Source organism: Pseudomonas sp. 3HC3 (assembly GCF_044904505.1).
GTDB lineage: Bacteria > Pseudomonadota > Gammaproteobacteria > Pseudomonadales > Pseudomonadaceae > Aquipseudomonas > Aquipseudomonas putida_Y.
This window is the reverse complement of sequence record NZ_JADDRH010000022.1, coordinates 61,762-86,835: the sequence shown is the minus strand read 5'-3', so window position 1 is coordinate 86,835 and position 25,074 is coordinate 61,762. Positions and strand designations below refer to the sequence as shown.

Annotated in this window: 22 protein-coding genes; 17 read left to right on the top strand and 5 right to left on the bottom strand. The window is 61.5% G+C overall.

Annotation, left to right across the window (positions count from 1 at the left end):
- Window positions 1-816: 816 nt before the first annotated feature.
- Window positions 817-1,170, bottom strand: coding sequence for a hydroxyisourate hydrolase (gene uraH / locus INQ47_RS22465; RefSeq protein WP_003254328.1), 354 nt, complete (start codon window positions 1,168-1,170; stop codon window positions 817-819).
- Between the two features lie 399 nt (window positions 1,171-1,569).
- Between uraH and puuE the strand changes: the two genes are divergently transcribed.
- The 8 genes from puuE (at window position 1,570) to INQ47_RS22425 (ending at window position 10,784) form a co-directional block, all read left to right on the top strand.
- The gene (gene puuE / locus INQ47_RS22460) at window positions 1,570-2,496 is read left to right on the top strand and encodes an allantoinase PuuE (protein ID WP_021783015.1); all 927 of its coding nucleotides are present in this window, start codon (window positions 1,570-1,572) and stop codon (window positions 2,494-2,496) included.
- On the top strand, window positions 2,496-3,011 hold the full coding sequence (gene uraD / locus INQ47_RS22455; RefSeq protein ID WP_103462239.1) for a 2-oxo-4-hydroxy-4-carboxy-5-ureidoimidazoline decarboxylase: 516 nt from the start codon (window positions 2,496-2,498) through the stop codon (window positions 3,009-3,011). The genes puuE and uraD overlap by 1 nt, the downstream gene beginning before the upstream one ends.
- 49 nt (window positions 3,012-3,060) lie before the next feature.
- Window positions 3,061-3,564, top strand: coding sequence for an ureidoglycolate lyase (locus tag INQ47_RS22450; protein ID WP_003254333.1), 504 nt, complete (start codon window positions 3,061-3,063; stop codon window positions 3,562-3,564).
- Window positions 3,565-3,608: 44 nt separating this feature from the next.
- Window positions 3,609-4,934 (top strand): urate hydroxylase PuuD, encoded by a 1,326-nt coding sequence (locus tag INQ47_RS22445; protein ID WP_252458786.1) that lies wholly within the window; start codon window positions 3,609-3,611, stop codon window positions 4,932-4,934.
- A 228-nt stretch (window positions 4,935-5,162) separates the two neighbouring features.
- Window positions 5,163-6,518 carry a nucleobase:cation symporter-2 family protein gene (locus INQ47_RS22440; protein ID WP_021783012.1) on the top strand — a complete coding sequence of 452 codons (1,356 nt, stop codon included), beginning with the start codon at window positions 5,163-5,165 and terminating at the stop codon, window positions 6,516-6,518.
- A gap of 141 nt (window positions 6,519-6,659) precedes the next feature.
- Complete coding sequence (locus INQ47_RS22435; protein ID WP_021783011.1) at window positions 6,660-7,445, top strand: outer membrane protein OmpK; 786 nt, start codon at window positions 6,660-6,662, stop codon at window positions 7,443-7,445.
- A gap of 352 nt (window positions 7,446-7,797) precedes the next feature.
- On the top strand, window positions 7,798-8,580 hold the full coding sequence (locus tag INQ47_RS22430; protein WP_021783010.1) for an outer membrane protein OmpK: 783 nt from the start codon (window positions 7,798-7,800) through the stop codon (window positions 8,578-8,580).
- Between the two features lie 296 nt (window positions 8,581-8,876).
- Window positions 8,877-10,784 carry an LTA synthase family protein gene (locus tag INQ47_RS22425; protein WP_404702609.1) on the top strand — a complete coding sequence of 636 codons (1,908 nt, stop codon included), beginning with the start codon at window positions 8,877-8,879 and terminating at the stop codon, window positions 10,782-10,784.
- Between the two features lie 126 nt (window positions 10,785-10,910).
- On the opposite strand, the gene INQ47_RS22420 is transcribed toward INQ47_RS22425, so the two are convergent.
- Window positions 10,911-11,825 carry a DUF808 domain-containing protein gene (locus tag INQ47_RS22420; RefSeq protein WP_404702608.1) on the bottom strand — a complete coding sequence of 305 codons (915 nt, stop codon included), beginning with the start codon at window positions 11,823-11,825 and terminating at the stop codon, window positions 10,911-10,913.
- A 131-nt stretch (window positions 11,826-11,956) separates the two neighbouring features.
- On the opposite strand from INQ47_RS22420, the gene INQ47_RS22415 reads away from it, so the two are divergent.
- Window positions 11,957-12,568 (top strand): TetR/AcrR family transcriptional regulator, encoded by a 612-nt coding sequence (locus tag INQ47_RS22415; RefSeq protein WP_266032515.1) that lies wholly within the window; start codon window positions 11,957-11,959, stop codon window positions 12,566-12,568.
- 122 nt (window positions 12,569-12,690) lie between these two features.
- Here the strand turns inward: INQ47_RS22415 and INQ47_RS22410 are convergent, their stop codons facing one another.
- Window positions 12,691-13,131 (bottom strand): heme-binding protein, encoded by a 441-nt coding sequence (locus INQ47_RS22410; protein ID WP_010955037.1) that lies wholly within the window; start codon window positions 13,129-13,131, stop codon window positions 12,691-12,693.
- Window positions 13,132-13,388: 257 nt separating this feature from the next.
- Between INQ47_RS22410 and gcl the strand changes: the two genes are divergently transcribed.
- The 8 genes from gcl to INQ47_RS22370 all read left to right on the top strand — a co-directional run bounded on the left by gcl (window position 13,389) and on the right by INQ47_RS22370 (window position 23,150).
- Window positions 13,389-15,164, top strand: a complete 1,776-nt coding sequence (gcl, locus tag INQ47_RS22405) for a glyoxylate carboligase (protein ID WP_010955038.1) — start codon at window positions 13,389-13,391, stop codon at window positions 15,162-15,164.
- 54 nt (window positions 15,165-15,218) lie between these two features.
- Window positions 15,219-16,001 (top strand): hydroxypyruvate isomerase, encoded by a 783-nt coding sequence (gene hyi, locus INQ47_RS22400; protein ID WP_021783006.1) that lies wholly within the window; start codon window positions 15,219-15,221, stop codon window positions 15,999-16,001.
- Window positions 16,002-16,181: 180 nt separating this feature from the next.
- On the top strand, window positions 16,182-17,075 hold the full coding sequence (locus tag INQ47_RS22395; RefSeq protein WP_021783005.1) for a 2-hydroxy-3-oxopropionate reductase: 894 nt from the start codon (window positions 16,182-16,184) through the stop codon (window positions 17,073-17,075).
- A 235-nt stretch (window positions 17,076-17,310) separates the two neighbouring features.
- Window positions 17,311-18,585, top strand: a complete 1,275-nt coding sequence (locus tag INQ47_RS22390) for a glycerate kinase (RefSeq protein ID WP_021783004.1) — start codon at window positions 17,311-17,313, stop codon at window positions 18,583-18,585.
- Window positions 18,582-19,997: a pyruvate kinase gene (pyk, locus tag INQ47_RS22385; protein ID WP_103462235.1), complete on the top strand. Its 1,416-nt coding sequence runs from the start codon at window positions 18,582-18,584 to the stop codon at window positions 19,995-19,997. The genes INQ47_RS22390 and pyk overlap by 4 nt, the downstream gene beginning before the upstream one ends.
- Window positions 19,998-20,203: 206 nt before the next feature.
- Window positions 20,204-21,076: an urea transporter gene (locus tag INQ47_RS22380; protein WP_103462234.1), complete on the top strand. Its 873-nt coding sequence runs from the start codon at window positions 20,204-20,206 to the stop codon at window positions 21,074-21,076.
- A 45-nt stretch (window positions 21,077-21,121) separates the two neighbouring features.
- Window positions 21,122-21,943 (top strand): ion transporter, encoded by an 822-nt coding sequence (locus INQ47_RS22375; protein WP_404702607.1) that lies wholly within the window; start codon window positions 21,122-21,124, stop codon window positions 21,941-21,943.
- A gap of 208 nt (window positions 21,944-22,151) precedes the next feature.
- Window positions 22,152-23,150 (top strand): sulfate ABC transporter substrate-binding protein, encoded by a 999-nt coding sequence (locus INQ47_RS22370; protein WP_252458906.1) that lies wholly within the window; start codon window positions 22,152-22,154, stop codon window positions 23,148-23,150.
- 13 nt (window positions 23,151-23,163) lie between these two features.
- Here the strand turns inward: INQ47_RS22370 and INQ47_RS22365 are convergent, their stop codons facing one another.
- Both INQ47_RS22365 and INQ47_RS22360 read right to left on the bottom strand, forming a co-directional pair.
- Entirely contained in the window at window positions 23,164-24,090 is a 927-nt protein-coding gene (locus INQ47_RS22365; protein ID WP_404702606.1) for a class I SAM-dependent methyltransferase, read from the bottom strand.
- Window positions 24,091-24,121: 31 nt separating this feature from the next.
- Window positions 24,122-25,045: a DMT family transporter gene (locus INQ47_RS22360; RefSeq protein ID WP_070383583.1), complete on the bottom strand. Its 924-nt coding sequence runs from the start codon at window positions 25,043-25,045 to the stop codon at window positions 24,122-24,124.
- Window positions 25,046-25,074: the final 29 nt, after the last annotated feature.

Genomic DNA, 25,074 nt, shown 5'->3' with positions numbered 1-25,074 from the left:
TCAGTGGAAGACAGGGAATCGTGTTTCGAACTATGCTTTTTCATGGTCTCGCCCTCGCTGCCGTTGGCTTCTTCGAACACCACCGTGGCACTGTGATGCCTCGGCGGGGGCGAGTCCATTGATTACAACGATGGTGGACAGTTGGATACAGCCCGCTGTAGGAGCGGGTTCACCCGCGAAGAGGCCGGCCCTGCTGGCCAATCCCCACCCGCCGTTCACCGTTGCTGCCGCCACCGTATTCGCGGGTAAACCCGCTCCTAAAACGGTGGTGGACAGTTGGACACAGCCCGCCGTATTCGCGGGTTCACCCGCGAAGAGGCCGGCCCTGCTGGCCAATCTCCACCCGCCGTTCACCGTTGCTGCCGCCACCGTATTCGCGGGTAAACCCGCTCCTATCACGGGGTGGACAGTTGGATACAGCCCGTCGTAGGAGCGGGTTCACCCGCGAAGAGGCCGGCCCTGCTGGCCAATCTCCACCCGCCGTTCACCGTTGCCGCCACCAACGTATTCGCGGGTAAACCCGCTCCTACAACGGTGGTGGACAGTTGGATACAGCCCGCCGTAGGAGCGGGTTCACCCGCGAAGAGGCCGGCCCTGCTGGCCAATCTCCACCCGCCGTTCACCGTTGCTACCACCACCGTATTCGCGGGTAAACCCGCTCCTACAACGATGGTGGACAGTTGGATACAGCCCGCCGTAGGAGCGGGTTCACCCGCGAAGAGGCCGGCACAGGCAACGCAAAAAACAGCAGACGAAAAAAAGCCCGCCAGTGTGAGAGCGGGCCAAAGGACCTACGAAGATTCTTCTAGCGACCAACTAGCTTCCACGATAGGTCGAATAGCTATACGGCGAAATCAGCAGCGGCACGTGGTAGTGCTCCTGCGACTCGTCGATGCCAAAGCGCAGCACGACAACATCCAGAAACGCCTGGGCCGGCAATTGCACGCCACGGGCGCGGTAGTAATCCCCAGCGCTGAACTGCAACTGGTAAACGCCAGTGCGGTAATCGTCCCCCTGCAGCAGCGGCGCGTCGACGCGGCCATCGCTGTTGGTCAGGGCAGTGTTCACCAGTTCCAGCTGCTGGCCTTCGACGCGGTACAGCTCGACCTTGATCGAGCTACCCGGGCAGCCATGCGCGGCATCCAGTACGTGTGTGGTCAAACGTCCCATTGCGTGTCGCCTCTTGTTCAATCTGTGGGCAAAAAATACTCAGCCATCGCACCAGCTTAGCGCCTGCGGCAGGCGGGAATGACGTTATTAAGACATTCCATCCAAGGATTGTACACAATTTTTTATTCCCCTCTGTCACACCCTCCATTTGCTGCCCATAAACGACCCATCGGTCGCAAATACACGCACCATAACGATGCCAACTTCATTAGCTGACCAAACAGGCAGGTTTCTTGCACTGTATTTTCAGGTCGCTGTCAGGCGACAAAAGGGAAGAAATGCGGAAAAACAGGCTTACAAAAGATTTCAGAAGTTGTATACAATCAGCCCATCCGGTGGTGCGACATACCGACGCGGCCCGCCCACCCCCCGCACTAACGCACAAGAAGGAAGACTGCAGTGAGCGCTGATTACCCTCGCGACCTGATCGGTTACGGCAACAACCCTCCTCACCCGCAATGGCCGGGTAACGCCCGCATTGCGCTGTCTTTCGTCCTCAATTACGAAGAAGGTGGCGAGCGCAACATCCTGCACGGTGACAAGGAATCCGAAGCCTTCCTGTCCGAGATGGTCGCTGCCCAGCCACTGCAGGGCCAGCGCAACATGAGCATGGAGTCGCTGTATGAATACGGCAGCCGTGCCGGTGTGTGGCGCCTGCTGAAGCTGTTCAAGGACAGCGGTGTGCCACTCACCATCTTCGCCGTGGCCATGGCCGCCCAGCGCCACCCCGACGTGATCCGCGCCATGGTCGAAGCCGGCCACGAGATCTGCAGCCACGGCTACCGCTGGATCGACTACCAGAACATGGACGAGGCCCAGGAGCGCGAGCACATGCTCGAAGCCATCCGTATCCTCACCGAACTCACTGGCGAACGCCCTCTGGGCTGGTACACCGGCCGTACCGGCCCGAACACCCGCCGCCTGGTGATGGAGGAAGGTGGCTTCCTCTATGACAGTGACACCTACGACGACGACCTGCCCTACTGGGAGCCGAACAACCCCACTGGCAAGCCGCACCTGGTGATCCCCTACACCCTGGACACCAACGACATGCGCTTCACCCAGGTACAGGGCTTCAACTGCGGCGAGCAGTTCTTCCAGTACCTGAAAGACGCCTTTGATGTGCTGTACGCCGAAGGCGCCGAAGCACCGAAAATGCTTTCCATCGGCCTGCACTGCCGCCTGGTCGGCCGCCCGGCACGCCTGGCAGCACTCAAGCGCTTCGTCGATTACGCAAAAAGTCATGACCAGGTCTGGTTCGCCCGTCGCGTGGATATCGCCCGCCACTGGCACACCACCCACCCGTACAAGAAAGAGAACGCCTGATGACCGCCTTCAATACCCTCAAACCATCCGCCCTGGACCGTGACGCCTTCGTCAAGGCCTTCGCCGATATCTACGAGCACTCGCCGTGGGTTGCCGAAAAAGCCTATGACCTGGGCCAACTGGGCGAGCTGGACGAGATCGAGGCACTGCACCAGCGCATGAGCGACATCCTGCTCAGCGCCAACCACGCCGACCAGCTGGCGCTGATCAACGCTCACCCGGACCTGGCCGGCAAGGCAGCCATCCAGGGTGAGCTGACTGAATCGAGCACCAACGAACAGGCCGGCGCCGGCATTCACCAGTGCACCGCCGAGGAGTTCGCCCGCTTCACCGAGCTGAACGATGCCTACAAAGCCAAGTTCCAGTTCCCGTTCATCATGGCGGTGAAGGGCAGCAACCGGCACCAGATTCTCGCCGCCTTTGAAAAGCGCATCCACAACGATGCCAATGCCGAATTCAAGGAAGCCCTGACGCAGATCAACCAGATCGCCCTGTTCCGCCTGCTGCAGCTGTAAGCAACAGCCGAACCTTATTCAGAAAACGAACAATAGAAGAGATAACCGCATGCGCACCCTGATGATCGAGCCCTTGACCAAAGAAGCCTTCGCCCAGTTCGGAGACGTGATCGAAACCGACGGCAGCGACCACTTCATGATCAACAACGGCTCGACCATGCGCTTTCACAAGCTCGCCACGGTCGAAACCGCCGAGCCTGAAGACAAGGCGATCATCAGCATCTTCCGCGCCGACGCGCAGGACATGCCGCTGACCGTGCGCATGCTGGAACGCCATCCGCTGGGCAGCCAGGCTTTCATCCCGCTGCTCGGCAACCCCTTTCTGATCGTGGTCGCGCCCGTTGGCGATGCACCTGTATCAGGCTTGGTCCGAGCCTTCCGCAGTAATGGCAGGCAGGGCGTTAATTACCATCGCGGCGTCTGGCACCACCCGGTGCTGACGATCGAAAAGCGGGATGATTTCCTGGTGGTTGATCGCAGTGGTTCTGGCAACAACTGCGATGAGCATTACTTCACCGAGGAACAGATGCTGATCCTCAATCCCCACCAATAAGAAAAGGTCAGTCATCTTCTCGGTGACTGGCAGAGGTACATACTGTGGAAGCACACCTTCACGAATGGCTGAACCTGAGCATTCGCTGGGTTCACATGATCACCGGCGTCGCCTGGATCGGTGCATCGTTCTACTTCGTCTGGCTGGAGAACCACCTGAACCGAAGCAACCCGCGCGATGGGTTGTCGGGTGATCTCTGGGCGATTCACGGCGGTGGTATCTACCACCTGGAGAAATACAAGCTCGCCCCCCCGAAAATGCCCGAGAACCTGCACTGGTTCAAATGGGAAGCCTACTTCACCTGGATGTCCGGTATCGCCCTGCTGTGCGTGGTGTTCTACTGGAACCCGACCCTGTACCTGCTGGCGCCTGGCAGCACCCTGAGCGGTGCCGAAGGCGTGGCCATCGGTATCGGTTCGCTGATCGCTGGCTGGTTCATCTACGATTTCCTGTGCGACTCGCCCCTGGGCAAGAAGCCAGCGCTGCTCGGTGGTGTGCTGTTCGTGCTGATCATCGCAGCCTGCTGGGGCTTCAGCCTGGTGTTCAGCGGCCGTGGCGCCTACCTGCACACCGGCGCGATCATCGGCACCATCATGGTCGGTAACGTGTTCCGCATCATCATGCCGGCCCAACGCCAGCTGGTGGCGGCGATCGAGAACAACCAGACGCCCGACCCGGTACTGCCGGCCAAGGGCCTGCTGCGCTCGCGTCACAACAACTACTTCACCCTGCCGGTGCTGTTCATCATGATCAGCAACCATTTCCCGAGCACCTACGGTAGCCAGTACAACTGGCTGATCCTGGCCGGTATCGCAGTAGCCGCGGTTCTGATCCGCCACTACTTCAACACCCGCCACGACAGCAACAAGTACGCCTGGACCCTGCCCGTCGGCGCCCTGGCGATGATCTGCCTGGCCTACGTTACCGGCCCGAAACCGATGGCCGTAAGCCCTGAGCAAGCAGCAGCGAAGATCGAGTACCAACCGCTGCCGGCAACTGCCGTAGGCGGCAAGACTGCTGCAGAGCAGCGCGCCGAGGACGCTGCAAAGGCTGCCGAAGCACCCGCCGCACCAGCACAAGCTCCCGCCCAGGCCGCTGCCCAGGCCGGTGGCGACTTCGACAAGATCCACAATGTCATCCAGGAACGCTGCACAGTGTGCCACTCGTCCAAGCCGACCAGCCCACTGTTCAGCGCCGCTCCTGCCGGCGTGATGTTCGACACTCCGCAGCAGATCCAGGCCCAGGCCGCGCGCATTCAGGCGCAAGCGGTTGCCAGCCAGATCATGCCGCTGGGCAACATCACCCAGATGACCACCGAAGAGCGCAAGCTCGTCGGCGACTGGATCGCCAAAGGCGCCCAGGTCAACTGACAGCACCTCGCCAGGCAACCCGCCCTCAGGGAATCACCATTCCCTGTAGGAGCGGGCTGACCCGCAAATCGGGGGATTGCACATCCCTTGTAGGAGCGGGCTTGCCCGCGAAGAGGCCGGTAGCCCTAGCCTCAAGCTCCATGTGTTACGCAACAAGCAAGCATCGAGCGCGCAGGCATGAAGCCTGCCGCTTGGATCCGAGAATAAAAACAAAACTCGAGGTGCTGCATGTCCGAGTCACGCAAGGCGTATATCCCCATTGCGCCGCCGCGAGAACCCTTGCCCCTGTTCCAACTGTTCCTGGTTGGCCTGCAACACGTTCTGCTGATGTACGGTGGCGCGATCGCCGTGCCGTTGATCATCGGCCAGGCCGCCGGGTTGTCCCGTGAAGAAGTCGCTTTCCTGATCAACGCCGACCTGCTGGTCGCTGGCGTCGCTACCATCATCCAGTCATTCGGTATCGGCCCGGTGGGCATCCGCATGCCGGTGATGATGGGTGCCAGTTTCGCCGCCGTCGGCAGCATGGTGGCCATGGCCGGCATGCCCGGTGTGGGCCTGCAGGGGATCTTCGGTGCGACCATCGCTGCCGGGTTCTTCGGCATGTTGATCGCGCCGTTCATGTCCAAGGTTGTCCGCTTCTTCCCACCGTTGGTCACTGGTACGGTGATCACCTCGATTGGCCTGTCGCTGTTCCCGGTGGCAGTCAACTGGGCCGGTGGCGGCCAGGACGCTCAAACGTTCGGCTCGCCGATCTACCTGCTGGTGGCCGGCCTGGTACTGGCCGTGATCCTGCTGATCAACCGCTTCATGCGCGGTTTCTGGGTCAATGTGTCGGTACTGGTGGGCATGGGCCTTGGCTACATCCTGGCCGGCTCCATCGGCATGGTCGACCTGTCGGGCCTGAATGAAGCACCGTGGTTGCAGGTGGTCACCCCGCTGCACTTCGGCATGCCGACCTTCAGCCTGGCGCCGATCCTGTCCATGTGCCTGGTAGTGGTGATTATCTTCGTCGAGTCCACCGGCATGTTCCTGGCCTTGGGCAAGGTGACTGATCGTGAAGTAACCCCTGGCATGCTGCGTCGCGGCCTGCTGTGCGATGCCGGTGCGTCGTTCATTGCGGGCTTCTTCAACACCTTCACCCACTCCTCGTTCGCCCAGAACATCGGCCTGGTGCAAATGACCGGGGTGCGCTGCCGCTATGTCACCATCGTGGCCGGTGCACTGCTGATCCTGCTCAGCCTGCTGCCCAAGGCGGCCTTCCTGATTGCCTCGATCCCGCCTGCGGTACTGGGCGGCGCGTCCATCGCCATGTTCGGCATGGTCACTGCCACCGGGATCAAGATTCTTCAGGAGGCGGACATCGGCGACCGCCGCAACCAGCTGTTGGTTGCCGTGAGCGTCGGCTTCGGGTTGATCCCCGTGGTGCGTCCGGAGTTCTTTGCCCAGATGCCACAGTGGATGGAACCCATCACCCACAGCGGTATCGCCATGGCCACGGTCAGTGCCCTGGTGTTGAACGTACTGTTCAACATCCTTGGCGGTGCCGACCGCGCAATGCACAACGACGTCTGTCACCAGCATTGAGCCAAGGGGGGGGCGGTGCTTTGCCGCCCCTCATTCACCTCTGCAGTAACCGCTACGCCGTCGACCCGCCGGAATGGGTCGCCCGGGGCGCCTGCGCGCCAAAAAAACGCCAACAAAAACAATAAGTCCGGGAATCACAACATGAAGCGCATCACCACGTCCCTGTTGTTGGGCAGCAGCCTGCTGGCCACCCTACCCTCGCACGCAGGCGAATGGCTGCAATGGCACGGCGAAAGCCTGACCTACCTGTACGGCAAGGACTTCAAGGTCAACCCTGATATCCAGCAGACCATCACCTTCGAGCACGCCAACAAATGGAAGTACGGCGACACCTTCATGTTCGTCGACAAGATCTTCTACAACGGCAAGGCCGACCCCGGCAAAGGTGTGACCACTTACTACGGCGAGTTCAGCCCACGCCTGTCATTGGGCAAGATCTTCGACCGCAAGCTTGCCTTCGGCCCGATCAAGGACGTGCTGCTGGCCATGACCTACGAGCGCGGTGAAGGTGACAACGAGGCCTACCTGATCGGCCCCGGCTTCGACTTGAACATCCCCGGCTTCAACTATTTCACCCTCAATTTCTACGTGCGTAACACCGAAGGCAGCCGCCCCGGTGACAACGTCTGGCAGATTACCCCCGGCTGGTCGTACACCATCCCCGTGGGGCGGTCAGACATTCTGATCGACGGTTACATGGACTGGGTTACCGACAACGACCAGACCCGCCGTGGCACCTATCACGCCAACCTGCACTTCAACCCGCAGGTCAAATACGACCTGGGCAAGGCGCTGAACCTGGGCGCCAAGCAGCTCTACGTCGGCTTTGAATACAGCTACTGGAAAGACAAGTACGGCATTGACAGCCGCGGCAACCTGGAAAGTAACCAGAGCGTCGCCAGCGCGCTGGTCAAGGTCCACTTCTGATAAGCTGACCAAACGCACAGGTTTGATCCACCCCGCTCCAGGACGGAGCACTTGAGGCGCGGCGCGCAAGCCAGTAATCTGCGCGCCCCCTCGATCAGGGCAGAACGGATTCTGCCTGCGTTTACTGACCGCTCAGTCAATGAATTCGGGCGGTTGGCCAACGTGTTGCCAGCCTGAAAGACCCTTTTCATCCGTTCAGAACGAAGTCGAGCAGGAAGGTTTTGCCAACCCGGAAAAGTTGGCCCAACCCTTGCCAAACAGCTGTGGCCTATCGAAAAAAGCTGACTCAAAAGACAAAAAAGCGCCGACAACGAGCGCTGACAACAGATCAATCAAGGGAGCGACACTCGCAATGCGTACTATCAAGAGCCTGATCCTCGCCGGCGGCCTGCTGGCCTGCGGCACCACCTTCGGCGGCGACCTGCTGCAATGGCAGAACAACAGCCTGACCTACCTGTGGGGCAAGAACTTCAAGGTCAACCCCGAGACCCAGCAAACATTCACCTTCGAGCACGCCGACGCGTGGAAGTACGGCGATAACTTCTTCTTCGTCGACAAGATCTTCTACCAAGGCAAGAAGGACGCCAGCAACGGCCCCAACACCTACTATGGCGAGTTCAGCCCACGCCTGTCGTTCGGCAAGATCTTCGATCAGAAACTGGAATTCGGCCCGGTCAAGGACGTGCTGCTGGCGATGACCTACGAGTTTGGCGAGGGTGACACCGAGTCTTACCTGATCGGCCCGGGCTTCGACCTGGCCATTCCGGGCTTCGACTACTTCCAGCTGAACTTCTACAACCGCACCACCGACGGCAGCCGCGCTGGCGACAACGTGTGGCAGATCACCCCGGTGTGGTCGTACACCATTCCGGTCGGCGATTCCGACGTGCTGATCGACGGCTTCATGGACTGGGTGGTGGACAACGACGAGAACCGCCGCGGCACCTACCAGGCCAACCTGCACTTCAACCCGCAGATCAAGTACGACCTGGGCAAGGCGTTGCACCTGGGCGAAAAGCAGCTGTATGTGGGTGTGGAGTACGACTACTGGAAGAACAAGTACGGCATCAAGGACAGCGATGCCTTTACAACCGACCAGAACACCATGAGTTTCTTGGTGAAAGTGCACTTCTGACGCACTGAAAAGTTAACAGCGCCGTTATGTAGCGGCGCTGTTACGCAGTAAAAAAATCAGCTTTAACTTACACGCTCACAGGCATTTATCCACTGGCGCGACGTTTTGCCTGGCAGCGGCGACGCAGCCCTGTGGTGGCGTCTGCTGGCCACGCGCAGAACGCCTCATGGCCACCGCTCAAACTTTTGACATTTTTTTTGCATAGCCTGAACTAATCTGCTTTTCTTCGCACCATTCCAAAAAGAAAACAGGCCTACTTAATGCGCACCCACCTCGCCGCCCCGTGGCGGTATCTTATGCTAGTTTGCTCACTCTGGTTCGGCATCTTCCTGCTGACCCGTCTGGTATTGCTGGTTACCCATCTTGATGAAGTACATGGCGACTACTTCTCATTATTCTTGAGTGGTGCCTTGTACGATCTGAGCTTTCTCATTTACGCCGCACTGCCGCTGGGGCTGTACCTGGCGATATGCCCGGCCACACTGTGGCGTACGGCCTTACATCGCAGGCTGATGGGCGGCGCACTCGTCGTCAGCCTGTTCGTGATGCTGTTCGTCGCCGTGGCCGAGTGGCTGTTCTGGGACGAATTCGGTGTGCGCTTCAACTTCATCGCCGTCGACTACCTGATCTATTCCAAAGAAGTGCTGGACAACATACGCGAGTCGTACCCCCTGCCGACCCTGCTGGGTAGCATTGCCTTGGTTGCCGTGCTACTCGCGCTGATTTTGCGCAAACCGCTCGCACGTACACTCGCTGCACCCAGCGCCAACCTGCGCCAGCGCCTCGGCGGCCTTGCGCTGCTGGCAGTGCTGAGCGGGCTCAGCATACTCCTGGTTGACCAGCAGTTCCCCCGCGGGCAGGGCGGTAACGCGTATCAGCGCGAACTGGCCAGCAACGGCCCGTACCAGTTCTTTGCCGCGTTCCGGAACAACGAGCTGGACTACACCCAGTTCTACGCCAGCCTCAACGCCAGCGAAGTCGGAGCACAGATGCATCAAGAGCTGGCCGAGCCCAACACGCAGTTCAAAGCCAGCGAACCTGAGGACATTCGCCGTCATATCAACGCCAGCGGCGCACCACGCAAGCCCAACATCATCCTGGTCACCATCGAGAGCTTCAGCGCCAAGTACATGGGCAGCAACGGCGACCCGCGTAACCTCACGCCCAACCTGGACGCACTGCGCACGCAGAGCCTGTACTTCAACAACTTCTATGCCACCGGTACCCGTACCGATCGGGGCCTGGAAGCCATCACCCTATCGATCCCCCCTACCCCCGGCCGCTCGATCGTCAAGCGCATCGGCCGCGAAAGCGGCTATGCCAGCCTTGGTCAGCAGTTGAAGGCTGTCGGCTATGACGCAGTGTTCGTCTATGGCGGGCGCGGCTACTTCGACAATATGAACGCCTTCTTCAGCGGCAACGGCTACCGCATCGTCGACCAGAGCAGCGTCCCCGAGAACGAAATCAGCTTCAAGAACGCCTGGGGCATGGCCGACGAGGACCTGTACCGGCAGACCCTTAAGCTGGCCGATGCCGGGCACGCCAGGCAGCAGCCGTTCTTCCTGCAGTTGATGACCACCTCCAACCACCGCCCCTACACCTACCCGGACGGCCGCATCGACATACCTTCGGGCGATGGCCGCGAAGGTGCGGTGAAATACACCGACCATGCCATTGCGCAGTTCCTGCAGGAAGCCAAGGACAAGCCATGGTTCGACAATACCCTGTTCGTGTTTGTCGCCGACCACACCGCCGGTAGCGCCGGGGTGGAAGACCTGCCGGTGCGCAATTACCAGATTCCGCTGTGGATCTATGCACCCAAGCTGATCGCCCCGCGCGAGGATGCGCAACTGGCAAGCCAGATCGACCTGGCACCCACCCTGCTCGGCCTGCTCAACCTGAGCTATACCTCGACCTTCTTCGGCCGAGACCTGCTGCGCGATAACCAGTTGCCACCCCGGGTACTGATCGGCAACTACCAGCATCTGGGGCTGTTCGACGGCAAGGACCTGGCGATCCTCAGCCCACGCGGCGGCATGCGGGTGCACCAGGATGCCCTGGGCAACAGCCGGGAAATGAGTGCAGACAGTGACAACCCGCTGATCCGCCGGGCGATTGCCTATTACCAAAGTGCTGCCAACGATTTCAGCAAGGGGTTGCTGGCCTGGAAGCCGCAGGAGGAAGGGGCGGTGGCCGAACAGTAGACCTGCAATACGGCGATGGCACCGGCGTTGCCGGTGCTCACGGGCAAGCCCGTTCCTGCAGAAACAAGCAATCCCCTGTAGGAGCGGGTTCACCCGCGAACCGGGGCAAAGCCCCGGCCACACGCCTCAATTGGCTGGCCGAACCGCCCGCCACAATTTCCCCGCAACGCTTACCACCGCCAGCACCACAGCACCTGCGATGACTCCGACCCCGCCGTTGAGCAACGCACCGGTCAATGCCCCGCCACGCCCTTCGCTGAATGCCTCGATGGCATGATGCAGCGGCTCGATGCCATGCACCAGGATCCCACCGCCAACCAGGAACATCGCCGCAGTACCAATCACCGACAGGCTTTTCATCATGTACGGCGCCGCCCGCAGGATGCCGTTACCCACTGCCTGAGTCAGCCTGGAGGTTTTGCGGGCCATCCACAGCCCAAGGTCGTCAAGCTTGACGATCCCGCCTACCAACCCATACACACCAATGGTCATCACCACCGCAATGCCCGACAGCACGATGATCTGCTGGGTCAGCGGCGAGTCAGCCACGATCCCCAAGGTAATGGCGATGATTTCCGCCGACAGAATGAAGTCGGTACGCACTGCCCCCTTGATCTTGGCTTTTTCAAAAGCCACCAGATCAACGTTGGCATTGGCAACGGCCTCCTTGCGCGCCGCGTGCTGTGCCTCATCCTCTTCCTTGCTGTGCAAGAACTTGTGCGCCAGCTTCTCGAAACCCTCGAAGCACAGGTACGCACCGCCCAGCATCAGCAGTGGCGTTACTGCCCACGGGATGAAGGCGCTGATCAGCAGGGCCGCCGGCACCAGAATGGCCTTGTTCAGCAGCGAGCCTTTGGCCACCGCCCACACCACCGGCAACTCGCGATCGGCGCGCACGCCGGTGACCTGCTGAGCATTCAGTGCCAGGTCGTCACCCAGCACACCCGCAGTCTTCTTCGCCGCGACTTTGGTCATTAGCGAGACGTCATCCAGCAGCGTGGCGATGTCGTCGATCAGTACCAGTAGACTGCTTCCTGCCATGTTTACCTGTTTCCAGTGAAATGAATGTGCCGGAGTCTAGCCGAAAGTCGCTGCCTTGAGCGCCCGTCGAACCCGGTGCTACCATGCCCGATCCCCTTAGAGGTGGCCAGACACGAGGAAGATCCCTGACCATGAGCACCATTCGCGAGCGCAACAAGGAATTGATCCTGCGCGCGGCCAGCGAGGAATTCGCCGACAAGGGCTTCGCCGCCACCAAGACCAGCGATATCGCGGCCAAGGCCGGCCTGCCCAAGCCGAACGTGTACTACTACTTCAAGTCCAAGGACAACCTTTACCGCGAGGTCCTGGAAAGCATCATCGCGCCGATCATGCAGGCATCCACGCCGTTCAATGCAGACGGCGACCCGAAGGAAGTGCTGAGTGCGTACATTCGTTCGAAAATTCGCATTTCGCGTGACCTGCCCCATGCGTCCAAGGTGTTCGCCAGCGAGATCATGCATGGCGCGCCGCACCTGTCAGCGAACCAGGTAGAGCAGTTGAACGAGCAGGCCCGACACAACATCGAGTGCATCCAGCGCTGGATCGACCGCGGGCAGATCGCCCATGTGGACGCGCACCACCTGATGTTCAGCATCTGGGCGGCGACCCAGACCTATGCGGACTTCGACTGGCAGATTTCTGCGGTGACCGGCAAGGCCAAGCTGGCCGACAGTGATTATGACGCGGCAGCCGAAACCATCATTCGTATGGTCTTGAAAGGTTGTGAGCCTGAGGCAGCCTGAACCATCCCGAAGGGACATTCGCGGGCAAGCCCGCTCCCACAGGATCACCACATGCCTGAAGGTAGTGGAGTCACTGTGGGAGCGGGCTTGCCCGCGAATGGGCCAGAACAGGCAATAGAGATTTAGGCCGCTACCCCGGCATCTGCCCGCAACCCCACCTCCTCGATCGCACTGATCGCGCATTGCTCGTCGATATCCGAGGTATCGCCGCTGATCCCCACGGCGCCCAGCACCTTGCCGTCCTGATCACGAATCAGCACCCCACCTGGCGCCGGCACCACCGGCCGCTCACCCATGCCGTTCAACGCGGCAAAAAAAGCCGGCCGCTGCTGCGCATCCAGCGCCAGCAAGCGCGACCCCTTGCCCAGTGCAATCGCGCCCCAGGCTTTGCCAGTGGCCACTTCAGGACGAATCAGGCTGGCGCCATCCTCACGCTGCAGCGCCAGCAGGTGCCCGCCGGCATCCAGCACCGCCACGGTCAGCGGCGCGGCATTGATCTTGCGGCCCGCCACCAGCGCGGCATTTACCAGGCTGACAGCGACTTTCAGGTTCAGAACGTTCATGGAAAGGTCCTCTTCTTGTTGTGAGAAGCCCTGAGGGCAGTTGAAAACCGATCGAACAAATAGAACACAACGAGAGATATTTTTGTATACAATATTTTGAAACGATCGTATGCGATGGCGCAAACCCTCGTTTTCACGGGCGCTCTGACGAAAGCCAGCTTAGTCGATGAAAACCCATTGACCTGAGCCGCCAGGCGTGAATACACTCTGTCGCAAAGCAAGTTGTATACAATTACAAAATCGATGAGGCACAAACCATGAGCAAAATGAGAGCAATCGATGCAGCCGTTCTGGTCATGCGCCGTGAAGGTGTAGATACCGCGTTCGGCATCCCGGGGGCTGCCATCAACCCGTTGTATTCGGCCCTGAAGAAAGTCGGTGGCATCGATCACGTCCTCGCTCGTCACGTCGAAGGTGCCTCGCACATGGCCGAGGGCTACACCCGCGCCAACCCGGGCAACATCGGTGTGTGCATCGGCACGTCCGGCCCTGCCGGCACCGACATGGTCACCGGCCTGTACAGTGCCTCGGCCGACTCCATCCCGATTCTGTGCATCACCGGCCAGGCGCCACGTGCCCGCCTGCACAAGGAAGACTTCCAGGCTGTCGACATCACTAACATCGTCAAGCCAGTGACCAAGTGGGCGACCACCGTTCTGGAGCCAGGCCAGGTGCCTTATGCCTTCCAGAAAGCCTTCTATGAAATGCGTACCGGCCGCCCAGGCCCGGTGCTGATCGACCTGCCGTTCGACGTGCAGATGGCCGAAATCGAATTCGACATCGACGCCTACGAACCGCTGCCCGTGCACAAGCCGTCCGCCACTCGCGTACAGGCCGAAAAAGCCCTGGCCCTGCTCAATGACGCCGAGCGCCCACTGCTGGTAGCCGGTGGCGGCATCATCAACGCCGACGCCAGCGACAAGCTGGTCGAATTCGCCGAACTGACCGGCGTACCGGTAATCCCGACCCTGATGGGCTGGGGCACCATCCCGGACGACCACGCACAGATGGTTGGTATGGTCGGCCTGCAGACCTCGCACCGCTATGGCAACGCAACCCTGCTGAAGTCCGACCTGGTATTCGGTATCGGTAACCGCTGGGCCAACCGCCACACCGGTTCCGTCGATGTCTACACCGAAGGCCGCAAGTTCGTACACGTCGACATCGAACCGACCCAGATCGGCCGCGTGTTCACCCCGGACCTGGGCATTGTTTCCGATGCTGGCAAGGCACTGGACGTGTTCCTGGAAGTGGCCCGCGAGTGGAAAGCCGCCGGTAAGCTCAAGTGCCGCAAGGCCTGGCTGGAAGAGTGCCAGGAGCGCAAGTCGAGCCTGCAGCGCAAGACCCACTTCGACAACGTGCCGGTCAAGCCGCAGCGCGTCTACGAAGAAATGAACCAGGTATTCGGCAAGGACACCTGCTACGTCAGCACCATCGGTCTGTCGCAGATTGCCGGCGCACAGTTCCTGCATGTGTACAAGCCTCGCCACTGGATCAACTGCGGCCAGGCCGGCCCGCTGGGCTGGACCATCCCTGCCGCGCTGGGCGTGGTCAAAGCCGATCCGAAGCGCAAGGTTGTCGCGCTGTCGGGTGACTACGACTTCCAGTTCATGATCGAAGAACTGGCGGTAGGTGCGCAGTTCAACCTGCCGTACGTCCACGTACTGGTGAACAACGCCTACCTGGGCCTGATCCGCCAGGCGCAGCGTGGCTTCGACATGGATTACTGTGTACAACTGGCGTTCGAGAACATCAACTCGACCGACGCTGCCACCTACGGTGTCGATCACGTCGCTGTGGTCGAAGGCCTGGGTTGCAAGGCCATCCGTGTGTTCGAGCCAGCAGAAATCGCCCCTGCCCTGATCAAGGCACAGAAGATGGCCGAAGAGTTCCGCGTGCCGGTGGTGGTTGAAGTGATTCTCGAGCGTGTGACCAACATTTCCATGGGCACCGAGATCAACGCGGTCAACGAGTTCGAAGACCTGGCCCTGGTCGGCAACGACGCGCCAACCGCCATCTCGCTGCTGGACTGATCGCCTGACGCCCCCAGGCACGCCCTGGGGGCCTTCATCGCAAGGAGACAACTCATGCCTCGCTTCGCTGCCAACCTGTCCATGCTGTTCACCGAACAGGACTTCCTGGCCCGCTTCAAGGCTGCCGCTGACGCTGGCTTCAGCGGCGTCGAATACCTCTTCCCCTATGACTTCAGCGCAGCTGAAATCAAGCAGCAGCTGGAGGCCAACGGCCTGACCCAGGTGCTGTTCAACCTGCCGGCCGGCGACTGGGCCAAAGGTGAGCGCGGCATCACCTGCCACCCTGACCGCATCGAAGAATTCCGCGCAGGTGTCGACAAAGCCATCGAATACGCCAAGGTGCTGGGCAACACCCAGGTCAACGCTCTGGCCGGCATTCGCCCACAAGGCCCGGACTGCGCCACCGTGCGCAAGACCTTTGTCGAGAACCTGCGCTACGCCGCTGACAAACTCAAGGCCGCCGGCATTCGCCTGGTCATGGAAATGATCAACACCCGCGATATCCCCGGTTTCTACCTGAACACCACCCAACAAGCGCTGGAAATCCAGGCCGAGGTGGGCAGCGACAACCTGTTCCTGCAGTACGACATCTACCACATGCAGATCATGGAAGGTGACCTGGCTCGCACCATGGAAGCCAACCTGAAAGTGATCAACCACATCCAGCTGGCCGACAACCCAGGCCGCAACGAACCAGGTACCGGCGAGATCAACTACCGCTTCCTGTTCGAGCACCTGGACCGGATTGGCTACCAGGGCTGGGTGGGCGCGGAGTACAAGCCCAAGACCACTACCGAAGCGGGCCTGGGCTGGCTGAAAACCCACAACGCAATCTGAGGCTGATCGAGGTCCTGTGACACATGCCTGACCCTGTAGGAGCGGGTTTACCCGCGAATGCGACGTTGGCTTCACTGCCGCTTTCGCGGGTAAACCCGCTCCCACAGAATTCTGTGTCCAACAACGGGCCTGTGCAGCCTGCTCCATCGAGATTCAACAAATACAACGAGGTAATCTCTCATGGCTAAAATCGGTTTCATCGGCACCGGCATCATGGGCAAGCCCATGGCCCAGAACCTGCAGAAGGCAGGTCACAGCCTGTTCATTTCCACCCACCACGACGCCGCGCCAGCCGACCTGATCGCTGCCGGTGCAGTGGCCCTGGCCAACCCGAAAGAGGTTGCCCAGGAAGCCGAATTCATCATCGTCATGGTCCCCGACACCCCGCAGGTCGAAAGCGTCCTGTTCGGTGAAAACGGCGTGGCCGAAGGCGTTGGCCCGAACAAGGTGGTGATCGACATGAGCTCGATCTCGCCAACCGCCACCAAAGCCTTCGCCGAGAAGATCAAGGCTACCGGTGCCGCCTACCTGGACGCTCCTGTATCCGGTGGTGAAGTCGGTGCCAAGGCTGCGACCCTGAGCATCATGGTCGGTGGCTGCCCGAACGCCTTCGAGCGCACCCTGCCGCTGTTCGAAGCCATGGGCAAGAACATCACCCGCGTCGGTGGCAACGGTGACGGCCAGACCGCCAAGGTCGCCAACCAGATCATTGTCGCCCTGAACATCCAGGCCGTCAGCGAAGCATTGCTGTTCGCCGCCAAGAACGGTGCAGACCCGGCCAAGGTGCGTGAAGCACTGATGGGCGGCTTCGCCTCGTCGAAAATCCTCGAAGTGCACGCCGAGCGCATGATCAAGGGCACCTTCGACCCAGGCTTCCGCATCAACCTGCACCAGAAGGACCTGAACCTGGCCCTGCAAGGCGCCAAGGAACTGGGCATCAACCTGCCCAATACCTCCAATGCCCAGCAAGTGTTCAACACCTGCCAGGCCCTGGGCGGCGGCAACTGGGACCACTCGGCGCTGATCAAAGGCCTGGAGCACATGGCCAACTTCTCGATCCGCGGCGACAAATAAGTCGTTTTTAGCCTTCACTGGCCTCTTCGCGGGTAAACCCGCTCCTACAAAGACCGCACAATCGCTCAAAGCTGTGCATGGAGCGGGCTTGCCCGCGAAGAAGCCAACGCCGTTGAACCTGCGACCACAGGCCCAATGGTGGCATCGAGCAACACCCGCCCCTGGTTCGGCCTGCACGGAGGCAGTTCCAGGGGCGTTTTTGATTCTGCAGAACAACAATAATTGGGAGCCTGCCATGTCGGTCGATCCGCAAAAACTTCTCCGCGAGCTGTTCGACACAGCCATCGCCGCCGCCCACCCCCGTCAAGTCCTCGAACCCTACCTGCCCGCCGATCGCAGCGGCCGGGTTATCGTCATCGGCGCCGGCAAGGCCGCAGCCGCCATGGCCGAAGTGGTCGAGAAAAGCTGGCAGGGCGAAGTCTCCGGCCTGGTCGTGACCCGTTACGGCCACGGCGCCAACTGCCAGAAGATCGAGGTGGTCGAAGCCGCCCACCCGGTCCCGGACGCTGCCGGCCTGGCGGTGGCCAAGCGCGTGCTGGAACTGGTCAGCAACCTCAACGAAGACGACCGCGTAATCTTCCTGCTGTCTGGCGGTGGCTCGGCGCTGCTGGCCCTGCCTGCCGAAGGCCTGACCTTGGCCGACAAGCAGCAGATCAACAAGGCGCTGCTGAAATCCGGTGCCACCATCGGCGAGATGAATTGCGTGCGCAAGCACCTCTCGGCGATCAAGGGCGGGCGCCTGGCCAAGGCCTGCTGGCCGGCCACGGTCTACACCTATGCCATTTCCGATGTACCGGGCGACCTCGCTACGGTAATCGCCTCCGGCCCCACAGTGGCCGACCCGAGCACCTCGGCCGACGCCCTGGCCATCCTCAAACGCTACAACATCGAAGCGCCCAAAGCGGTCATCGACTGGCTGAACAACCCGGCCTCGGAAACCGTCAAGGCCGACGACCCGGCCTTGGCCCGCAGCCACTTCCAGTTGATCGCCAAACCCCAGCAGTCGCTCGAAGCCGCCGCCGTCAAAGCCCGTCAGGCCGGTTTCAGCCCGCTGATCCTCGGCGACCTCGAAGGCGAATCGCGCGAAGTGGCCAAGGTGCATGCCGGTATCGCCCGACAAATCGTTCAGCACGGCCAGCCGCTCAAGGCGCCCTGCGTGATCCTGTCGGGTGGCGAAACCACCGTGACCGTACGCGGCAATGGCCGTGGCGGGCGCAACGCCGAGTTCCTGCTCAGCCTCACCGAAAGCCTGAAAGGCCTGCCGGGCGTATACGCCCTGGCCGGTGACACCGACGGCATCGATGGCTCGGAAGATAACGCCGGTGCCTTCATGACCCCTGCCAGCTACGACCGCGCCGAAGCGTTGGGCCTGTCGGCCAGCGACGAATTGGACAACAACAACGGCTACGGCTACTTCGCCGCGCTGGATGCGCTGATCGTCACCGAACCGACTCGCACCAACGTCAACGACTTCCGCGCCATCCTGATCCTCGAGACTGCCCAATCATGACGCCAGATAAAAAAGTAAAGATCCTCGCCACCCTTGGCCCTGCGATCAACGGCATCGACGATATCCGCCAGCTGGTCGAAGCCGGGGTGAACATCTTCCGCCTCAACTTCAGCCATGGCGAGCACGCCGACCACGCCCTGCGCTACCAGTGGATCCGCGAAGTCGAGCAGCAACTGAACTACCCGCTGGGTATCCTCATGGACCTGCAAGGGCCGAAGCTGCGCGTTGGCCGCTTCGCCGAAGGCAAGGTGCAGTTGCAACGCGGCCAGGCCCTGCGCCTGGACCTGGACAAAACCCCGGGCGACAGCCGCCGGGTCAACCTGCCGCACCCCGAAATCATCGCCGCCCTTGAGCCCGGCATGGACCTGCTGCTGGACGACGGCAAGCTGCGTCTGCGCGTTACCGCCAAGCACAGCGACGCCATCGACACCGAGGTGCTGAACGGTGGCGAGCTTTCCGACCGCAAGGGCGTCAACGTACCGCAAGCGGTGCTCGACCTCTCCCCGCTTACCGAAAAAGACCGCCGCGACCTGGCCTTTGGCCTGGAGCTGGGTGTGGACTGGGTAGCCCTGTCGTTCGTGCAGCGCCCTGAAGACATCGTCGAAGCGCGCCAGCTGATTGGCGACCGCGCCTACCTGATGGCCAAGATCGAGAAGCCATCGGCGGTGGAGCAACTGCAAGCCATCGCCGAACTGGCAGACGCGATCATGGTGGCCCGTGGTGACCTGGGCGTGGAAGTGCCGGCCGAAAGCGTGCCGCAGATCCAGAAGCGCATCATCGGCACCTGCCGCCAGCTGGGCAAGCCGGTTGTGGTGGCCACGCAGATGCTCGAGTCGATGCGTTTCTCGCCAGCGCCAACCCGTGCCGAAGTCACCGACGTGGCAAACGCTGTGGCCGAAGGTGCCGATGCAGTGATGCTGTCGGCCGAAACCGCCTCGGGTGACTACCCGCTCGAAGCCGTGCAGATGATGAGCAAGATCATCCGCCAGGTGGAGAACGGCCCGGACTACCAGGCCCAGCTCGACGTCGGCCGGCCAAAGGCCGAAGCGACCGTGTCGGATGCCATCAGCTGCGCCATCCGCCGTATCAGCGGCATCCTGCCGGTGGCGGTGCTGGTCAACTACAGCGAGTCGGGTGCCTCGACCCTGCGCGCGGCACGTGAGCGGCCACGGGCACCGATCCTCAACCTGACGCCGAACCTGAACACCGCACGCCGACTGAGCGTGGCCTGGGGTGTGCATTCGGTGGTCAACGACCGCCTGCGTCAGGTCGACGAGGTGGTTTCCACCGCCCTGGAGATTGCCCAGGCGCAAGGCATGGCCAGCCGTGGCGACACGCTGCTGATCACGGCCGGTGTACCTTTCGGCAAGCCGGGATCGACTAATACGCTGCGGATCGAGACTTTGATCTGAGATTGCCGGGGGCGCGTTGCGCCCCTTTCGCGACACAAGGCCGCTTCCACAGGGCGGCGCTGGCACAAGGGAATGCGATCCCTGTGGAAGCGGCCTTGTATCGCGATTGGAGGGCAAAGCGCTCTCCGAATACCGCTCTACCCGACCGCGGAAAATCGAGGCCCAAAGAGGCCCACCGCTCCCCCATCAACCTCACTGACTGCCCCATGTACACCAAAAATTTCGTCAACCCGTGCCCCGACTGGGCCACGGCGCTACTCAACGGCTTCAGCCAGGTGCTGCTGCTGCGCAACCCCCTGTGCGGCCTGTGCTGCCTGCTGGCCATCCTGCTGACGGCGCCCAACCTGGTCGGCGGCGCGCTGCTTGGCGCCCTGGCCGGCCTGCTCACCGCCCAGGCACGCGGCTATGACCGTGCCGACCGCCAAGCGGGGCTGTACTGCTACAACGGCGTGCTGATCGGCATCCTGATCAGCGCGGTGCTGCCTTGGTCGGCGATCCTGCCGCCACTGATCATCGCCGCCGGCGGCCTGTCCAGCATCATCACCCACCAGTGGCGCAAGCGTGGCGGCAAGTTGCTGATTGCCTACACCTCCCCTTTCGTATTGCTGGGCTGGGCCACACTGCTGGTCGCCAGCCCCTCGCCCAGCGGCTTCGTCGAAGCCGACCCGCTGTATGCGTTGGCCCGCGGCGTGGGCCAGATCTTCCTGCTCGACCAGCCCTTGGCCGGGTTGCTGATCATCGTCGGCATGTTCATCGCCAACCCCTATGCGGCGTTGTGGGCGGTGATCGGTTCGGCCATTGGTGGCGGCGTGGCCCTGCTCGCCGATCATGCACAGGCCGCATGGTTAGGCCTTTGCGGCTTCAACGCCGCGCTGGCAGCCTTGGCGTTTAGCCGCCAGGGCGAAAAACCATGGGTGACGTTGCTGGCAGTAGCCCTGGCCCTGCTGCTGCAACCGCTGTTCAAGCTGTTGCCGCTGCCTGCCCTGACCGCCCCCTTCGTTGCCGCCTGTTGGCTGATGCACTTGGGCAGCTACCTGGCACAACCCAGGCAGCGCAACGCCAGCCGCTTGCACAGCTGAATCGCAACCCCTAGGCTCAGCCCATCGCTTTTGTGGAACGAGCCAATGAACAACCCAGCGAGTCTGCGCGAGCGGCTCTTCGTCATCGTCTTCCAGACCGACACCGTAGCCGGTCGCCGCTTCGACAAGATCCTGCTACTGATCATCTTGGCCAGCCTGGTCACGGTGATCCTCGACAGCATCGACGAAGTACACCAAGGCTACGCCGGCCTGCTGGCTGGCATCGAGTGGGGCTTTACCGCGATATTCCTGGCTGAATACATCACCCGCCTGTACTGCTCGCCGAAGCCGATGCGCTATGCCTTCAGTTTCTATGGCCTGGTCGATTTACTGGCGGTCGTGCCGGGGATCCTCGCGCTGTACTACAGCGACGCCCAGTACCTGTTGATCATTCGTGTGATACGGATGCTGCGGATCTTCCGTGTACTCAAGCTCAGCCCGTACCTCAAGCAGGCCCATTACCTGATGGAGGCGCTGCGCGGCAGCAAACAGAAGATCATCGTGTTCCTGGTGACGGTATCGACGCTGGTGACCGTGTTCGGCACGCTGATGTACGTGATCGAAGGGCCTGAGCATGGCTTTACCAGCATCCCCAAAGGCATCTACTGGGCCATCGTTACCCTGACCACCGTGGGCTTTGGCGACATCGTGCCGAAGACTCCGCTGGGGCAGGTGCTGTCGTCGCTGGTGATGATCACCGGTTATTCGATCATTGCCGTGCCGACCGGCATCTTTACCGCCGAGCTGGCCAATGCCATGCGCGGGGAGCAGTTGCAGCATGATTGCCCGACCTGCCACAAGAAGACCCACGAGCATGGGGCGGCGTTCTGTTGTCGCTGTGGGAATGGGTTGTTTCCCAAAGCGTGATAGCGCCTGTGCCGGCCTCTTCGCGGGTAAACCCGCTCCTACAACAGGCTGGACTGTGCGCGGTCCCCGTAGGAGCGGGTTCACCCGCGAAGAGGCCGGCACAGGCAGAAGCATAACCAAAGCATTTTTTGTTCTTTAACCCGTATAAACCCACCCGCTATAGTCGCTGGCAATCTGCCCCAACACCCTTCAAGAACAAGGAAGCATCGTGAAAAAGCTCTTCACCGCCTCGCTGCTCGCCGCAGGCCTGGCCTTGGGTAACCTCGCCCAGGCCGCCCCCACCCTGCTCAACGTTTCCTACGACGTGATGCGCGACTTCTACAAGGACTACAACCCGGCCTTCCAGAAGCACTGGGAAGCCGAACACAACGAGAAGGTCAACGTGCAGATGTCCTTCGGCGGCTCGAGCAAGCAGGCGCGTGCGGTGATCGATGGTCTGCCGGCCGATGTCATCACCATGAACATGGCCACCGACATCAACGCCCTGGCAGACAAGGGCAAGCTGGTGCCCGACAACTGGGTAAGCCGCCTGCCGAACAACAGCGCGCCATTCACCTCGGCCACGGTGTTCATCGTGCGCAAGGGCAACCCAAAAGCCCTCAAAGACTGGCCCGACCTGCTCAAAGACGGTGTGCAGGTGATCGTGCCCAACCCGAAAACCTCGGGTAATGGCCGCTATACCTACCTGTCGGCCTGGGGCTACGTACTCAAGCAAGGCGGCGATGAAAGCAAAGCCCGCGACTTCGTCGGCAAGCTGTTCAAGCAGGCACCCGTGCTGGACACCGGTGGCCGTGCCGCCACCACCACGTTCATGACCAACCAGATCGGCGACGTACTGGTCACCTTCGAGAACGAAGCCGAGATGATCGCCCGCGAGTTTGGCCGCGACCAGTTCGAAGTGGTCTACCCAAGCGTATCGGCCGAAGCCGAGCCACCGGTGACGGTGGTCGACAAGGTGGTGGCCAGGAAAGGCACCCAGGCCGTGGCCGAGGAATATCTGAAGTACCTGTGGTCACCAGCAGCCCAGGAGATCGCCGCCAACAACTACCTGCGCCCGCGTGATGCAACGGTACTGGCCAAGTACACCGACCGCTTCCCGAAAGTGGACTTCCTGTCGGTGGAGAAAACCTTCGGTGACTGGCGTACCGTGCAGAAGACCCACTTCAATGATGGTGGGGTGTTTGACCAGATCTATACCGGTCAGTAACGCACAAGCAACATCAAACCCGGCGGAACACCAAGGCCTTCAGCCCCCCCGCCGGGTCAACGTCCGGAAACTCCGGCGGGTTTTCCAGGCGCTCGACATAAGCCAACGAAGGCGCCTGCGCTGCCATGCCTTCGATCAGAAACTCAGGCCCGATCCCCGGGTCGTTGACACACGCCAGCACCGTCCCGCCTTCGCTCAACAACTCCGGCAAACGCCGCAGGATCTTTGCGTAATCCTGGGTCAGCACAAAGCTGCCACGCTGGAAGGTAGGCGGGTCGATGATGATCAGGTCATAAGGCCCGTACTTGCGCACCTTGCCCCACGACTTGAACAGTTCATGCCCCAGGTACGCCACCCGTGATGCATCGTGGCCATTGAGGCGATGGTTGTCCCGGCCCCGCGACAGGGCCGACTTGGCCATGTCCAGGTTCACCATCTGCTCAGCGCCACCGGCAATCGCTGCCACGGAAAAGCCGCAGGTATAAGCGAACAGGTTGAGCACGCGCTTGCCCGCCGCCTGCTCGCGCACCCAGCGGCGGCCATAGCGCATGTCGAGGAACAGGCCATTGTTTTGCCGCACGCCCAGGTCCAGCAGGTAGGTCAGGCCGTCCTCGATCACTTCGCGCTGCTGGCACGGCTCGCCCAGCAGCCACTGGCCCGGGCTGTCGGGCAGGTAGCGGTGCTGGATGATGACTGCCTGCCCAGTCCACTGCGGGCGCTCGGCCAAGCTGCGCAGCATGGCTTCCAGTTCGGCGAGCTGGCCCTCGGGCGGCTCACGGAACAAGGCGACCGACAGCACGCCCTGCAGCCAGTCGACGGTGACCTGCTCCAGGCCCGGCCAGCAGCGGCCGCGACCGTGGAACAGGCGGCGGGTTTCCTGTGGGGCAGGGTCGAGGGCGGCGAGCAGGTGTTGCTCAAGGGTGTCGATGGGCGAGGTCATGGCGGATCGCAGGCTGGCAAAAAGCGGCATTCTACCTTGCGGGCCTCTTCGCGGGTAAACCCGCGCCTACAGGATGCCGCGCCGAGCGGAACCACCACCCCTGCTGCATGCCCGCTGCCGCCAGCAGGATCAACCCCACGCCCAGCCACTGCAGCGGCGCCAGGCGGTGCCCGAACGCCACCCAGTCCACCAGAATTGCCGCAATCGGGTAAATGAACGACAGCGCACCGGTCAACGCCGTGGGCAAACGCTGGATGGCGCTGTACAACAGCACATACATCAGGCCAGTGTGCACCATGCCCAGTGTCAACAAGCTGGCCAACGCCGGCACTTCAACCGGCAACCCGCCAAGCGTGACCCATGGCGCCAGCAGCAACACACCCGTGGTTACCTGAATCAACGCAATCAGGTGCGGGGGCGTGCCACTCAGGCGCTTGATGATCAAGGCCGCGATTGCATACAGAAACGCCGCCCCCAGCGCCAGGGCAATCCCCAGCAGATAGTCCTCGCCATTACTTTGCCCTGCGCCGTGGGCACTGACGATGGCCAGCATGCCGAGGAACGCCACACTCAGCCAGGTCACCTTGGCCAACGTGATCTTTTCGCCCAGAAACAGCGCCGCCAGCCCCACCAGAATGAATGGCTGCACGTTGTAAACCGCCGTGCCGATGGCAATCGACGCCCGCGCGTACGAGGCAAACAACAGCAGCCAGTTGCCGACAATGGCCACCCCACTGGCAATCGCCAGCAAAAATGCCGTGCGGCTGATCACGCCCGGTCGCAGAAAGCCAAACGCGGCGCAAATCGCCAGCAAGGTCACGGCACCGAACACGCAGCGCCAGAACACAACATCCAGCACCGGCTGGCCGGACACCAGCACGAACCAGCCAATGGTCCCGGAAATCAGCATGGCGGCGACCATTTCCAGCGAGCCACGGCGCAATGAACTGTCCATCTCAAATCTCCCGTTGATGATGGCCACAG